This is a genomic window from Paenibacillus sp. BIHB 4019, from assembly GCF_002741035.1.
GTDB lineage: Bacteria > Bacillota > Bacilli > Paenibacillales > Paenibacillaceae > Pristimantibacillus.
Genome location: NZ_CP016808.1, coordinates 6,858,019 through 6,873,069, shown reverse-complemented (window position 1 = coordinate 6,873,069; position 15,051 = coordinate 6,858,019). Strand labels below are relative to the sequence as shown.

The 15,051-nt window shown below is 48.8% G+C and carries 9 protein-coding genes, 1 pseudogene, 1 CRISPR repeat array and 1 other annotated feature; of the genes and pseudogenes, 8 read left to right on the top strand and 2 right to left on the bottom strand.

Features of this window, described 5'->3' with window-relative positions; translation table 11 throughout:
* Nucleotides 1–93: 93 nt before the first annotated feature.
* Nucleotides 94–1,932, top strand: coding sequence for a sensor histidine kinase (locus BBD42_RS29815; RefSeq protein ID WP_099521108.1), 1,839 nt, complete (start codon nucleotides 94–96; stop codon nucleotides 1,930–1,932).
* A complete protein-coding gene (locus BBD42_RS29810) occupies nucleotides 1,907–3,478 on the top strand; it encodes a response regulator transcription factor (RefSeq protein WP_099521107.1) in 1,572 nt (523 codons plus the stop codon). The genes BBD42_RS29815 and BBD42_RS29810 overlap by 26 nt, the downstream gene beginning before the upstream one ends.
* A 15-nt stretch (nucleotides 3,479–3,493) precedes the next feature.
* On the opposite strand, the gene BBD42_RS29805 is transcribed toward BBD42_RS29810, so the two are convergent.
* Nucleotides 3,494–3,814, bottom strand: a complete 321-nt coding sequence (locus BBD42_RS29805) for a hypothetical protein (protein ID WP_099521106.1) — start codon at nucleotides 3,812–3,814, stop codon at nucleotides 3,494–3,496.
* Nucleotides 3,815–3,881: 67 nt separating this feature from the next.
* Nucleotides 3,882–4,121: pseudogene (locus tag BBD42_RS32450) on the bottom strand (IS1595 family transposase); the annotation flags it as partial.
* A 181-nt stretch (nucleotides 4,122–4,302) separates the two neighbouring features.
* Between BBD42_RS32450 and BBD42_RS29800 the strand changes: the two are divergent.
* The 6 genes from BBD42_RS29800 (at nucleotide 4,303) to BBD42_RS29775 (ending at nucleotide 11,876) form a co-directional block, all read left to right on the top strand.
* Nucleotides 4,303–5,811 (top strand): ABC transporter substrate-binding protein, encoded by a 1,509-nt coding sequence (locus BBD42_RS29800; protein WP_099521105.1) that lies wholly within the window; start codon nucleotides 4,303–4,305, stop codon nucleotides 5,809–5,811.
* A gap of 95 nt (nucleotides 5,812–5,906) precedes the next feature.
* Nucleotides 5,907–6,848: an ABC transporter permease gene (locus tag BBD42_RS29795; RefSeq protein WP_099521104.1), complete on the top strand. Its 942-nt coding sequence runs from the start codon at nucleotides 5,907–5,909 to the stop codon at nucleotides 6,846–6,848.
* Between the two features lie 51 nt (nucleotides 6,849–6,899).
* Nucleotides 6,900–7,778 (top strand): carbohydrate ABC transporter permease, encoded by an 879-nt coding sequence (locus BBD42_RS29790; protein WP_481855992.1) that lies wholly within the window; start codon nucleotides 6,900–6,902, stop codon nucleotides 7,776–7,778.
* A gap of 245 nt (nucleotides 7,779–8,023) precedes the next feature.
* Nucleotides 8,024–8,246 (top strand) — a binding site (T-box leader).
* A gap of 319 nt (nucleotides 8,247–8,565) precedes the next feature.
* Nucleotides 8,566–9,825, top strand: coding sequence for a tyrosine--tRNA ligase (tyrS, locus tag BBD42_RS29785; protein ID WP_099521102.1), 1,260 nt, complete (start codon nucleotides 8,566–8,568; stop codon nucleotides 9,823–9,825).
* A gap of 451 nt (nucleotides 9,826–10,276) precedes the next feature.
* On the top strand, nucleotides 10,277–10,972 hold the full coding sequence (locus tag BBD42_RS29780) for a DNA alkylation repair protein (RefSeq protein WP_099521101.1): 696 nt from the start codon (nucleotides 10,277–10,279) through the stop codon (nucleotides 10,970–10,972).
* An 85-nt stretch (nucleotides 10,973–11,057) separates the two neighbouring features.
* Nucleotides 11,058–11,876 (top strand): SPL family radical SAM protein, encoded by an 819-nt coding sequence (locus BBD42_RS29775; RefSeq protein ID WP_099521100.1) that lies wholly within the window; start codon nucleotides 11,058–11,060, stop codon nucleotides 11,874–11,876.
* Nucleotides 11,877–12,116: 240 nt separating this feature from the next.
* A CRISPR array of direct repeats spans nucleotides 12,117–14,878; the repeat unit is 32 nt; unit sequence GTCGCTCTCCGTGCGAGAGCGTGGATTGAAAC.
* Nucleotides 14,879–15,051 lie beyond the last annotated feature (173 nt).

Below are 15,051 nucleotides of genomic sequence, written 5' to 3'. Positions count from 1 at the left end.
ATCTTATACTAGTAGAAGCGGGAGGACAGGGCGATACCCTGTCTTCCTTTTCCTGTTAACGTTGATGAAGAAGCAAGCGGCAAGGGGGAAGGGATGAAGAAGCTGTATATAGATGCGATCAAAAATAATTTATTTGTCAAAATTATGCTTGTTTTTGCCGTTATTATTGTTTGCGCCACGGCGACTCTTGCTTATTTTACAGTCGATTATATGTCCCAGTCGGTGGCTGACAATGAGCTGGAGAAGCAGAAAATGTCCATGGAGCGCGTCAATCAGCAGCTTGCTGGCAAGGTAGGCGTCGTTCAGCAGCAGGTGCAGGACATTTATCGCGACCCGTCCTTTTCCTATTCCTTATCCTATTTGCTGAAGCACTCTTTTTCCGAATATATGAATTTCAAAATGGACAGCTATTATAATAATTTGGGCAGCGGTGTCGATGATTTGGATTTTTTCAAAAAAATGATTGAAAACGATGTTGATATTGCAAATATGCTGCTGTTCAGCTCCGAGAAGCAGTTTCTTTATATGTTCGGGCAAAGCAATTTGACGAAGCTGTATCAGACGCAAGCGTCTAAATCCTATGTTCCGGATGCGATGGCGCTCGAAAGCAGCGTCGTATCTACGCCCAACCCGTGGGTTCGCAGGACGATTGGCCAATGGGACGACAAGCTTTTTTCCGTCAGAGTACATATTAATGAAGTAGGCACGCTGAGCAATGTCGGGCAGCTGCTCGTCTTTTTTCAAGCGGATGCATTAAAAACGGCGCTGGCGAGCGAGGGTCGGGACCGGCGGGGCTATATTTTGATTTTGTCTGGAGACGGACAGGTCATTTTTGACTCCTCGGACCGCTATTACGGCAAGCTTTATCCCTATGTGGATAAAATCAAATCGGTGGACAGCCTCGCTTTTTTGGAGGAGGAGTCCTACATTTCCATGCTCCCGTCCAGCAGCCTCGGCTACACCGTATTTGGCATTATGCCGAAGCGGGAAGTGGAAGCGATTTATGAGCCGATGAAAAATGCGGTTATCGCAGCGAGCTTTGCTTTTATTATGATTACGATTTCCATTCCGTCCTTTGTCGTCTTTAATTTTTCACGGCGGACGAACCGGATTATCCGCTCCATGAGGCGGGTAGAGACGGGCGATTTGACGATTCGGATTGTCGACGAGAAGGAGGATGAAATCGGGCAGCTGTCGCAAGGCTTCAACAAAATGCTCGATGAGCTTTCGCGCCATATCGACCGGGTGTATGTGGCCGAGCTGAAGCAAAAGCATACGGAGTTTGCAGCGCTGCAGGCGAGAATTAATCCTCATTTTCTCTACAATACGCTTGAGGTCATTCGGATGAGAGCCCTTTCCCATGGCGCCGCCGATGTCAGCGAGATGATTTATAGCTTGGCCGTATTGTTCAAGAGCTTTGTCCAGCAGCAGACCGTCGTGACGATGGAGGAAGAGCTGGAAAATTGCCGTCTTTATTTGGAGCTGTTTCGCATTCGCTACAAGGATCGTTTTGCCTACTTTATTGCCTGTGATCCCGAGCTGAAGGACCGGATGATGATTAAAATGTCGCTGCAGCCGATTGTGGAAAATTATATTGTCCATGGCCTGCGCTCGGAGGAGGAGGACAACTTGATTAAAGTAACCGCTACTCTGGAAAACGACATGGTGACGATTGTAGCGGAGGACAACGGAACAGGCATTAGCAAGGAACGGCTGGAGCAGATTAAACGGTCGCTTGGCAAGTATGCGGTTCAGGAGCAGGATGATTCGCTTGGACTGCGAAGTGTGAAAGAAAGGCTTGAATTGATTTATGGCAAAGACGGAAGATTCGACATCGAGAGCGTCCAAGGAAAAGGGACGAAGATTATTTTCAGCTTCCCGGCTTTAAGGAAAGGAGAGATGGAAAATGTACCGCGTATTTCTGGTAGATGATGAGCCGTTTATATTAGAGGGCCTATATGATGCAGTAGACTGGGCGGCCCACGGTCTGGAGCTGACGGGAAAAGCGGAAAATGGCCGCAAGGCACTCGAATTGCTGCAGCAGGTTCCTGCTGATTTGCTCATTACCGATATTTCCATGCCTATTATGAATGGGCTGGAGCTGATTCGGGCTGCGCGAGCGATCAGGCCGGAGCTGAAGGTCATTATTTTGAGCGGGTTCAATGATTTTGAATATTTAAAAGAAGGCATGCAGCTGGGCATTGAAAACTATTTGCTGAAGCCGCTTAATTTCGCTGAGCTGACCTCGACGCTTGCCCATACGGTCAAGAAGCTGGATGAAACGAGAAGGAGCAGCGCGCTCGAAGCTGAGAAAGTAGATATTTTGAAAGACACGATTCTTTATCGCTGGCTGACCGCTGCGATCGATGCTGTTCAATTGCAGGAGCGGGCAGCGATGCTGGATATTTCTTTCAGCGGCCGTTATATTTCCACGATGCTGCTTAGAGGAGGCAGCGAGCGGGAGGATGGATTCATGCAAGAGCTGCGGCAAACAGCAAATGCCAGCGAAGACAGGCTGTTTCTGCAAAATGTGGAGGGCGATGCCGTGCTTGTGTTTATGGCGGAGGAGGAAGCGGATTGCACGGCCAAAGCTATGCAATTTGCCTTGCAGCTAAGGCAGAGGGAGGAGGCGCGTCCTTATCGGATTTCGATCGGCTCCCCGCAGGCTAGAGGAGCGCAGGAGGCGCTCAGCTATGAGCATGCGCTGCGGGCTCAGGAGTATTTTTTGCTGCTGCATAAGGAAGAAATTGCTTTGTATGAAGATTATGCGGCAAGAAGGGGTGAGCTGCTCCCTGATGCAGAATTAAACTGGGCCAGCTACAGGAAGAAGGTTTCCGCTGCGGATACGGAGGCGCTTGTCGCTGAGCTGACAGGCGATTTCCAGGCGATTCAAGCATCTAGCGCAGCGACGCCTAGCAGGCTTCGCATGTTGGTGATGCAGATGCTGCTCTGGCTGCATCAGGAGATGGGAGGAGCCAATACGGTTAATGTCATTATTGCGGAGCATATGAATGCTTCCTTTAACAAGGCGGCGAAAGCGTCCGAATGGGAGGAGCTGCTTGCCATTATGACCAGTACGATCCGTGGCATGTCCACGATGCTTATTAAAGAGAAGACCAATCCCACGGTTAAGCTGGTGCTGAATGACGTGGAGAAATTTTTTGCCACTGATCTGTCCCTCAAGCAGCTGGCGCACAAATACCATATTCATCCGGTTTATTTAGGCAAGCTGTTCCAGAAGGAAACGGGGGAAAGCTTTACGGAATACGTCAACAAACACCGGATCGAGCAGTCCAAGCTGCTGCTCCGCACAACCGCGCTGAAGGTCCATGAAATTTCCCGAAACGTTGGCTATTGGGACAGCGGCTATTTTCATAAACAGTTTAAAAAATATGTTGGCGTAACGCCAGCGGATTATAAAAGCATGTTATTTGAAGCAAGCAGCGAACCCGATGACTTAAATACATGGCTATGTTAAATTCTAATCATTTTCCTATTTATATATGATGTCATGACTCTCCACTTTTCCGTTTTCATCCAATTGAAGTTGTAATAAAGTAACCTTTATCCCTAATCCTGCACTCCCGATGTAGTACAAGAATTGTCGTGATGGTTCAGATAACTTTTCCGCTGGTTCTCCAAGCAAGTCAATAATTTCATTCTCAGTCATACCCTTAAGTTTGAACTTGTTTGTTAAACTGCTTACCATATCCTGTCTTTTCTCTGGTTCTTTTAACCATGTTTCTTTGTCAAACTGACTACTACACGAACAAATAATAAGTAACATCAAGAATGAAATTATTATTTTCTTCATCTAAACATCCTTTCGAATAAACATTAGTAAGTAGAAAGCCGAAGTTTGGCATTCGTGCCGGTCACCGTAAACAAGCACGATTTAACCAACATATTTTTTTTATTCGATGAGGTATTATCATACTCCTTGCTGTCTAAATAACGGAACCAAGCCAAATAATGTTGCAAATATTTGGTTGCCACTCCATTAAAGTGGTCCATCCATTTCTTCAATCGGCTGTAATAGCTGTTTGCGTTTTTGCTCGCCAGGCATCCGTACAAAGCACGTTGAAATCCGATAGATGACCGCCAATCGCTTCATCTGTTCGTAATCATCCAATATCAACATTAAGGTTTAACACAGCCAAATACATAAAGAAAGGCCTTGTATATGTTTATTTTGAACAGCGTTTGTTTAGTTTCTTCTCTATTTGAAAGTGCTTACATCCGTTAATCTACAAGTAAGTGTTAAGCGTTAGTAAAGGGGCTACAAAATAAGGGAGGTAACGATTGATGAAACAAAACAAAAGCTGGATGCTGCTGCTCGGGGTGCTGCTTTCATTCTCGCTGCTGCTAGGGGCATGCAGCACAAATGGCGGTGCGAAAGAAACAGGTGAAACCGCGGAGAGCAGCGGCAGCGGCGGCAATGCGGGCAAAGATGAAACGGTGGAGCTGAGCTGGTACACAATCGGTACCCCGCAAAAGGATGTAAACCGCGTCATGGAGGAAGTCAGCAAATATACGGCAGAGAAAATTGGCGTAACGATCAAAATGACCCAAATTGATTGGGGCGACTACACGCAAAAAATGCAAATTGCTACCTCATCAGGAACGCCTATGGACATCATGTTTACTTCTTCATGGGCCTTCGATTACGTACAAAATGCCCGTAAAGGAGCCTTTTATGAAATTGACGATTTGCTGAAGGAGCAGGGCAAAGGAATTGTGGAGACGCTTGATCCGGCCTTCCTGGAAGGCTCTAAAGTAGATGGCCACAACTACGGCATTCCGGCGAAAAAAGAGCTGCCGGCGCTTGAAGTGTGGCGCTTTAACAAAACCTTGCTCGATAAATATAATTTGAGCATGGACGGCATCTATACGCTGGAAAGCATAGAGCCGCTGCTGAAGACGATTAAAGACAGCGAGCCGGACATTACTCCATTCGCGATAACGAAGGATTATATGCCTGTGCTGCCTTACGATTATTTGATCTCCAACTTGCCAATGGTCGTAAGCTTGGATAAAGGCGACTACAAAGTCGTAAACGTGCTGGAGACGCCAGAGCTTAAAGCAGCGCTGGATACGATGCACAGCTATTACAAGAAGGGCTACGTTTCGCCAGAGGCGGCAACGACCAATGGGCTGGATGATACGCAAAAATCAGGCAAATGGTTCCTTGACCGCGCAGCGACGACGCCATTCGCCGATAATCTGTGGAGCGCAAGCTATGGCTACCCTGTCGTGTCAACGCCAGCGAGCGAATCGATGATTTTCAACTGGTCCGTCATGGGCTCGATGCAGGCGATTTCGGCTAATTCGGAGCATCCAGAGAAAGCGATGGAATTTCTAAACCTGCTGAACACCGATCCGGTATTGCGCAATATGATCGATTCCGGCATTGAAAACGTGCATTATAAGAAAACAGCTGACAATGCGATGGAGAACCTGGATGAGTCGAAAAACTATGATATGCCGACCTTCTCGCTTGGCAATGTAACGTTGACGTATCTCAATACGGGCGATCCTGAGAACAAATGGGATGAATACAAAGTATTTAATGAAGCGGGCAAAGTAGCTCCAACGCTGGGCTTCAACTTTGACTCAACGAGCGTCACGACTGAGCTGGCATCGATCCAAAACGTTAAAGGCGAGTTTTGGTCGGCGCTAATGACGGGTACGGTTGATCCGAATGAATATTTGCCAAAGGCGATTGAGAAGTTTAAAGCAGCAGGTCTGGATAAAGTCATTGCGGAAGCGCAGACCCAGCTTGATGCATGGAAAGCGGCTAATCCTAAATAATCTGTGGATAGGGAGAGGCGAATTTTCGGATTTGCCTCTCTTTTTTATAACGATAACGAGCATTGGGAAGCTGCCCGCTTAAGGAGATGAACGACATGTTCGACAAGCTGAAAATATTTTCACGGGACATTCTGCGCAATCGAGCGATGCTCTTGATGGTGCTGCCAGGTGCCCTCTGGTTTTTGCTTTTTTCCTACCTGCCGATGGCGGGAACGATTATTTCCTTTAAACAGTACAGATACAGCAAGGATGGCTTTTTTGCCAGCATCATGAATAGCAAGTGGGTGGGTCTAGACAACTTTAAGTTTTTGTTCAGCACCTCGGACGCCTACATCATTACGCGCAATACGGTGCTTTATAATGCAGCCTTTATAATTTTAGGGCTTATCTTGGCCGTTGCGCTGGCGATTATTTTAGTCGAACTTAAGAATAGGCGGCTGAGCAAGTTTTTTCAAACCGCAATGTTTATGCCTTATTTTCTATCATGGGTCATTGTCGGCTATTTTGTATTCAGCTTCCTCAGCTTTGATAAAGGGCTGATGAATAAAACGCTCGAATGGATGGGAATGGAACGAATTAATTGGTATTCGGAGCCATCCAAATGGCCGTTTATTCTCGTATTGGTCAACCTGTGGAAAGGCGTTGGCTACAGCAGCGTCGTGTATTTGGCGGCTATTATGGGAATTGACCGCTCGCTTTATGAGGCTGCGATGATTGACGGTGCAGGCAAATGGAAGCAAATTACGAATATTACGATTCCGCTGCTCGCTCCGGTCATATCGATTATGACGCTGCTCGCTGTCGGAAAAATCTTTTACGCGGATTTTGGACTCTTTTATCAGGTGCCACGGGATTCAGGCCTGCTCTATTCGATGACCAACGTCATTGATACGTATGTGTTCCGAGGCTTGAAGGTGAACGGCGAAATCGGCATGAGCACGGCTGCCGGGCTTTATCAGTCCTTCGTCGGGTTTCTGCTTGTTCTGCTATCTAACTACATCGTCAGAAGAAAAAACAAGGATAATGCCTTGTTTTAAACGAAGGAGGAGCTATAGGTGCCCGTAAAAAAATCAAAGCGTTTCGATCAAATCTCACCTGCTGCCAACTTTCTCCTGAGCCTGCTGACAGGTGTCATTGCGATTGCTTGCGTTTTTCCTTTTGTGTTCGTCGTCATTATTTCATTTACGAATGAAAAATCGCTCGCCTCGAACGGCTACCGCATTATTCCGAAGGAATGGAGCCTGGAGGCGTACCAATATATATTTCGGACAGGCGAGGCGCTGCTGCGCTCGTATGGCGTTACGATTTTTGTAACGGTTGTCGGTACGCTATTAAGCCTTGTCATCATTACGCTTTATGCGTACGCGATTTCCCAGAAAAGCTTTAAATATCGCCAATTATTCAGCTTTTTTGCGATTTTTACGATGCTGTTCAACGGCGGCATGGTGCCGACCTTCATCGTCGTTACGCAACTGCTGCATATGAAGGATACGATATGGGCGCTCATTATGCCAATGCTCGTCAATGCGTTTTATATTCTCATTATGCGAACATTTTTCAGTACGATGGTGCCTACCGCCATTATTGAATCGGGAAAAATCGATGGGGCGAGCGAGCTGCAAACGTTTATTCGGCTCGTGCTGCCGCTGTCGCTTCCCGGCATTGCGACGATTGGCCTATTCAATACGCTTGGCTATTGGAATGACTGGTTTAATGCACTCTTGTATATTGATTCGCCTAATTTGGTGCCGCTGCAATCGATGCTGATGCGAATTGAGACGAGCATGCAGTTCATTATGCAAAATTCGACCAATTCGGCGATCAGCACCGGTATATTGCAAAACATGCCGCAGGATACGTCGCGGATGGCGATGGTCGTGCTGGCGACGGGACCGATCGTGCTCGCTTATCCTTTTTTCCAGCGTTATTTCGTTCAAGGGCTGACTATAGGGGCGGTAAAGGAATAGGAAGGCAAAAAAGGGCGGTGAAAAAAGCGTAGCGAAATGAAAAGGTTGAGCTGAAGAAGCGTCAGCGTTCGCTTTTACCCTTGAAATTCAACCTATTGTGGCTGATTCAAAGAATTTCAAGGGGAATGGCGATCGTAAGCCAAGCTTTTCATGCAGCGCAGCTTCTTTTTCATCATATGTTTTCACCTCACGTTTAGGCTTGCAATGATTTTCACGTTCCGCTATACTGTCTATAATCTAATACATGTTATACGTTGATAGAGCGCAGTAGCAGCTTTGTCCCTGTTGCAGAAAGTCAGGGGTTGATGAGACCTGACACATACATGGGCTGCGAATTACACTCTGGAGTATCTTGGGTAATGCCAAGCGGCAGGGCGAACGATATTTCGCCGAAAGCGGTATGAGCAGCTTTTTTTCTAGCTGTTTGTGCAAGTTGGGTGGTACCACGGTTATTCAATCGTCCCTATGTCTCCAGTAGACGAGGGGCGATTTTTTGTTGCCCAAGGTGGAACGGCTGTCGCCGTCCTCAGGCGGCGCGGCGCGTTTCAGTCCGAGAAATATAAGCCTATTTATAAGTGCAAAACTTATAAATGCTTATATTTCAAGCAAAAACGACTTCGTCGTCCTTCTGGGACGTGCGAAGAGCTTTGTCGTAGAAATATAAGCCTATTTATACGTGAAAAACTTATAAATGCTTATATTTTGAAAAAGCCTAGCCCAGTGCGTTATTGTGCTCATTAACGTAAATCATGACCATTATTATCGAATAGAAAAGGGGTTGTTTGCTTTGAATATTATGGATGAACTCGAATGGCGCGATGCTATTAACCAGCAGACGGATGCGGAAGGACTTCGCGAGCTGACGAATACGAAGGCCGTATCGCTGTACTGCGGCGTTGATCCTACAGGCGACAGCATGCATATCGGCCACTTGATTCCGTTTATGATGCTCAAGCGTTTCCAACTGGCAGGCCATCGCCCGGTCATTCTGATTGGCGGAGCGACCGGAACGATCGGCGATCCGAGCGGACGCCAGACCGAGCGCTCGCTGCAAACGCTGGAGCAGGTGCAGGCGAATGTGGATGCACTCAGTGCCCAGCTGAAAAAGCTTTTTATGACCGACGGCGACAACCAGGTGCGCATGGTCAACAACTACGACTGGACGCACAAAATCAATGTCATTGAATTTTTGCGCGACTTCGGTAAAAACTTCAGCATCAATACGATGCTGGCGAAGGACGTCGTCTCGAGCAGACTCGATAGCGGCATCTCGTTTACCGAGTTTTCGTACCAAATTTTGCAGTCGCTCGACTACTTGCACCTATTCCAGAACGAGGATGTTCAGCTGCAAATCGGCGGTTCCGATCAATGGGGCAACATTACGAGCGGCCTTGACCTGATTCGGAAAAAAGAAGGCGCAGAAGCGAAAGCGTTCGGCCTGACAATTCCGCTCATGCTGAAAGCCGACGGCACGAAATTCGGCAAAACGGCGGGCGGCGCGATCTGGCTTGACCCGAATAAAACGACGCCATTCGAATTTTACCAGTTCTGGGCGAATACCGATGACCGCGATGTCGTGAAATACTTGAAGTTCTTTACGTTCCTGAGCAAGGCGGAAATTGAAGCGCTTGAGGAGAAGGTGCAAACCGAGCCTCATAAACGCGAGGCGCAGAAGGCGCTGGCAGAGGAAATGACGAAATTCGTGCACGGCGAGGACATGCTGGAGCAGGCGAAGCGCATAACAGCGGCGCTGTTCAGCGGCGACATTCGCTCGCTCACAGCGGATGAAATTGAGCAGGGCTTTAAAGAAATGCCGACCTTCACAGCAGACGGTGAGCCGAAAAACATCGTCGACTGGCTCGTCGATCTCGGCATTGAGCCTTCGAAGCGCCAAGCGCGCGAGGATATTACGAAGGGCGCTATCTCCATGAACGGCGAGAAGGTGACAGAGCTGGAGTTTACCGTTACAGCCGAGCATGCGATTGGCGGACGGTTCATCATTATCCGCAAAGGCAAAAAAAGCTACAGCTTAGTAAAGCTGAGCTAGAATTAGGAAGCATGAAGCATGAAGCATGAAGCATGAAGCATGAAGCATGAAGCATACTTCTTTTTCGCGGCCTGACGATCCGCTATTTTAAGCTTTTGGTTGATTTCAGCGCTTGAGCGGACAGGAGATCCGTTATCTGTGGAAATTTTGCACAAAAGCGGGGTATTCGCAGCCATTAGCGGCTCCTGAGTCCGCGAACCTCTCCATCTAGCGTTGTTTTGGGAAAATAGCGGCATCTCTGTCCGCCAAAGATTCAGATTGAACCGTTGCCTGGCCAAAAAGGGACGGCGTAAATATAGCCAAACAGCATCCTTACGCTGTTTGGCTATATTTTTTAACTAGTTATGAGAAATTTCGTTATCTTGCTCTTTCATTCTCTTAGGCTTACAGCCTTGGCTGCTTGAGGTATAGTAAGGATAAGACGAACGAAATGGAATAGCGGGGGATAGAAATGGTCAAAACGATAAGGGAAGAGCTGCTTATGCGTGCGGAGGCGGATTATCAGAAGTTCGCTGCGTCGCTGATTCCGAATATTAGCAATGTAATGGGTGTTCGGCTGCCGGAGCTGCGCAAGCTTGCAGCGGAAATTGCGAAGGGCGGCTGGCGCGCCTACTTGGCGGAGGCGGACGATGAATTTTTCGAGGAGGTCATGCTGCAAGGCATGGTCATTGGCCTCGTGAAGACGGATATGGAGGAGCTTCAGCGCTATATCGCTGATTTTGTGCCGAAAATTGATAACTGGTCCGTCTGCGACAGCTTCTGTGCGGGGCTGAAGGTGACCAAAAAACATGAACAGGAAATATGGGATTTTATCCAGCCGTATTTTGCTTCGGAGCAGGAGTACGATTTGCGTTTTGCCGCGGTTATGCTGCTTAATTTTTATGTAACGGAGGAATATATGGAGCGGGTGCTTCAGCGGCTCGATCAGATTGACCATCCTGCGTATTATGTGAAAATGGCCGTCGCATGGGCGCTATCCATTTGCTATATCAAGCAACCGGAGCCGACGATGGCCTATTTGAAAAATAATGCGCTCGACACTTTCACTTATAACAAAGCGCTGCAAAAAATAACCGAATCGTACCGCATCGATCCGGATGCGAAAGCGATTATCCGCAGCATGAAGCGGAAAGCCGTGAAAAGCTAATACTGTAGAAGAAAAGTATAGAGGAGTAAAGTAGAGCAAAGCTGAATAAAGCAAAGCCTGCTTTCTGCAAGCTGGAGGGGTTACGATGAAAAGTGTGCTTTTATATAAGCAGCCGAAGACGCTGCTTAATAAAGGAACCGGCTTTCTGTCAGGCTACAGCCATTCGCTCAATCCTTATACAGGCTGCGCATTTGCTTGCTCTTATTGCTATGTGCGCGGCATGCCGGTGTCCATTTTCCGTGGGCAGGAATGGGGAAGCTGGGTTGATGTCAAGCTGAATGCTGCCGAGCTGCTTAAGAAAGAGCTGCGAAAAACGAAGGCGAAGGGGCCCGTGACGATTTTTATGTCTTCCAGTACAGACCCGTATCAGCCAGCCGAATATAAGGAGCAGGTGACGCGCTCCTTGCTGGAGGCGATGGCGGAGGAACCGCCGGACTTTTTACTAGTTCAGACGAGAAGCCCGCTGGTCACTCGCGATATCGACTTGCTTCACCGCCTGGGAAGTCGGGTACGCGTCAGTATGACGGTGGAGACAGATTTGGAGGCGATTCGGAAGCATTTTTCACCGATGGCTCCGCCTATTCAAGCGCGATTGAAAGCTTTGCAATTGTTGAAGGAAGCAGGAGTACCGACTCAGGCGGCGGTTGCGCCGCTGCTGCCAAGCAGCGAGGCATTTGCAGGCAAGCTAGCTCCGCTCGTGGATCGGGTGTGCATAGACGATTATTTTATGGGTGATGGAAGCGGTGGTAAACGAACTATGCGACTTGGACTGGAGACACTGTATGCGCAGCTGGGAGCTGAGGAATGGAATGAGCCTTCGGCTTACGAGGCTGTTTATCGGCAGTTCCGTGAGGTTTTTGGGGAAGAGCAGCTTTTTATAAGTCAGGCGGGGTTTGAGCCTTGAGCGGGTGAGTGGAGTTTCGCAGGAAATGATTGTAAGTGGCAGGTTTGAATGCTAGGATAAAAGAGAAGTGTCGCGCGAACGTTAAGCCCCCATGAAAACCCCGGGAGTTTCGCACACTGCGCCAGATCAGGGAAAACTCGGATTTTTATTTCCATGGGCATTAGGAAATGGAGTTGAATGAAGAGGTTCGCGGATATATACCATTTTCCCCTTGCTGTGCAAGGCTTCATGAGATATGCTGTCGCTCTCCGTGCGAGAGCGTGGATTGAAACTATTGACTACCATGGGTTAAATTGTCTATGATAGGTCGCTCTCCGTGCGAGAGCGTGGATTGAAACAACAGTATATAGGGGTAATAGGATCGGGCAAAAGTGTCGCTCTCCGTGCGAGAGCGTGGATTGAAACTGTGCTATCGCGGTTGTTGGCGTTGAAACGTATAGGTCGCTCTCCGTGCGAGAGCGTGGATTGAAACGAGGAAAAATACGGCTAATACTAGCAAGAGAAACCGTCGCTCTCCGTGCGAGAGCGTGGATTGAAACTGATTATAAACATTCTGCTGAGGCTGAGGCTGAGAGTCGCTCTCCGTGCGAGAGCGTGGATTGAAACAAATTTAAACACATTCTTCAGCACAACACTGTTACGGTCGCTCTCCGTGCGAGAGCGTGGATTGAAACCTAAGCTGCGTCGTAAATATTGGGACAAGCTGCTCGTCGCTCTCCGTGCGAGAGCGTGGATTGAAACGTGGGCTCAAAAAGGCGGCGGCTTAAGGGGGCTTGTCGCTCTCCGTGCGAGAGCGTGGATTGAAACAGTGAATTCGTCACTTTGACGTTTGCTCATGAAGGTCGCTCTCCGTGCGAGAGCGTGGATTGAAACGTAACATGGTAGAGGGTGCGAAAAAGAAAAGTAAAGTCGCTCTCCGTGCGAGAGCGTGGATTGAAACCCCTATGATGTTATATATCTATCATAGGCATGTTAGGTCGCTCTCCGTGCGAGAGCGTGGATTGAAACTCATGAAATGTCTGCCAAAATCGCTAAAGAATTCGTCGCTCTCCGTGCGAGAGCGTGGATTGAAACCGACATTAACACAACCCCTTGTCTCGTTTTATGCGTCGCTCTCCGTGCGAGAGCGTGGATTGAAACGCGCAATCCTTGTTTGCGTTGACAACTTATGCTTGTCGCTCTCCGTGCGAGAGCGTGGATTGAAACGTGGGCTCAAAAAGGCGGCGGCTTAAGGGGGCTTTGTCGCTCTCCGTGCGAGAGCGTGGATTGAAACATAATTATCAGAACAAAAACGCCAAACACGACCATGTCGCTCTCCGTGCGAGAGCGTGGATTGAAACATACGGCGCATGACTTGGGCGCAGAAGTGGACGAGTCGCTCTCCGTGCGAGAGCGTGGATTGAAACATGCAGCATTTCGGGCTTGCTCCGTCTTCGCCTGGTCGCTCTCCGTGCGAGAGCGTGGATTGAAACACCGCGACGGGAGTAGAAGACCCGGACGACGTGAAGGTCGCTCTCCGTGCGAGAGCGTGGATTGAAACAACGAAGCTATCTGAAAACCCCGTCAAATATACGCGTCGCTCTCCGTGCGAGAGCGTGGATTGAAACCGGCAGATATAGCAGAGAAGCTTATTGAGGATGGGTCGCTCTCCGTGCGAGAGCGTGGATTGAAACAGGTCGTTTACGAGAGCCTCTTCCACAGGCTCTTGTCGCTCTCCGTGCGAGAGCGTGGATTGAAACTCGTCAATGTACTTCAACGTTCCGTCGAGCTCTCGCGTCGCTCTCCGTGCGAGAGCGTGGATTGAAACCATGCTGGCTACCAAGCTGATGGGATTTCGGAGAGTCGCTCTCCGTGCGAGAGCGTGGATTGAAACCGGTACCGGCTCCGATACGCAGGACAAAGGCGTGGGGTCGCTCTCCGTGCGAGAGCGTGGATTGAAACCAGAGCAAATAAACGGTAAGCCAGTTGTGTCAATTGTCGCTCTCCGTGCGAGAGCGTGGATTGAAACGCGAAGATGCTGGAAGATATCACGGCGGCTAGAGGTCGCTCTCCGTGCGAGAGCGTGGATTGAAACATTGCCGTTTATCTCTACATATCTACCTGGTATAGTCGCTCTCCGTGCGAGAGCGTGGATTGAAACCGGTTTGGTTCTGCGCGACTGTACGCCAGTAGAGTCGCTCTCCGTGCGAGAGCGTGGATTGAAACATAAAATCCTAAAAATGTTGTAACAATCATTCCCACGTCGCTCTCCGTGCGAGAGCGTGGATTGAAACCTGCCTCTTGTTTTGGGAATCGTTAAATACTGGAGTCGCTCTCCGTGCGAGAGCGTGGATTGAAACCACCTCACCAGCTGCCGCCATTTCCGCCATTGCATGTCGCTCTCCGTGCGAGAGCGTGGATTGAAACATGCCGCTGTATCTTAACTGGCGTGGGCCGTTTGGTCGCTCTCCGTGCGAGAGCGTGGATTGAAACGCTGCCAGTGCCGCCGTCTAGGCGAGCCCACCAAATGTCGCTCTCCGTGCGAGAGCGTGGATTGAAACATGCTAGACCATATTTCTATGTTTAGCGATACGGTCGCTCTCCGTGCGAGAGCGTGGATTGAAACATAAAACGAGTATAGGCAAGCAGGCCGTCATCATTGTCGCTCTCCGTGCGAGAGCGTGGATTGAAACTCTGGCGTGCTGCGCTGCGCACGCTGCGGAAACGTCGCTCTCCGTGCGAGAGCGTGAATTGAAACTCCAACTTGGCCGCCGCTTCCGCTGCCGTCGCTGGTCGCTCTCCGTGCGAGAGCGTGAATTGAAACGAGCATGTACCCATTTCGCTGTATTTACTGCTAGTCGCTCTCCGTGCGAGAGCGTGGATTGAAACACGCCGATCTATATTTACATCCTGACGGGGGCTAGCGTCGCTCTCCGTGCGAGAGCGTGGATTGAAACTGTCGCTTCAATTTTCACTATCGCTGCCGCTATCGTCGCTCTCCGTGCGAGAGCGTGGATTCAATCACATGGGGGATGATGTAGGTGGTAGTGGCGGTGATATGTTGCTCTCAGTGCAAATGTTTTTTGAAAACGTAAGACATCTCCTAATGAACTATTCCATTGATATAGTGGCTTGATGTTTTTTCGTGCTTCTCTATATTAAAAATTCTTTTATGCGACCTGAGTTTGTTTTTATT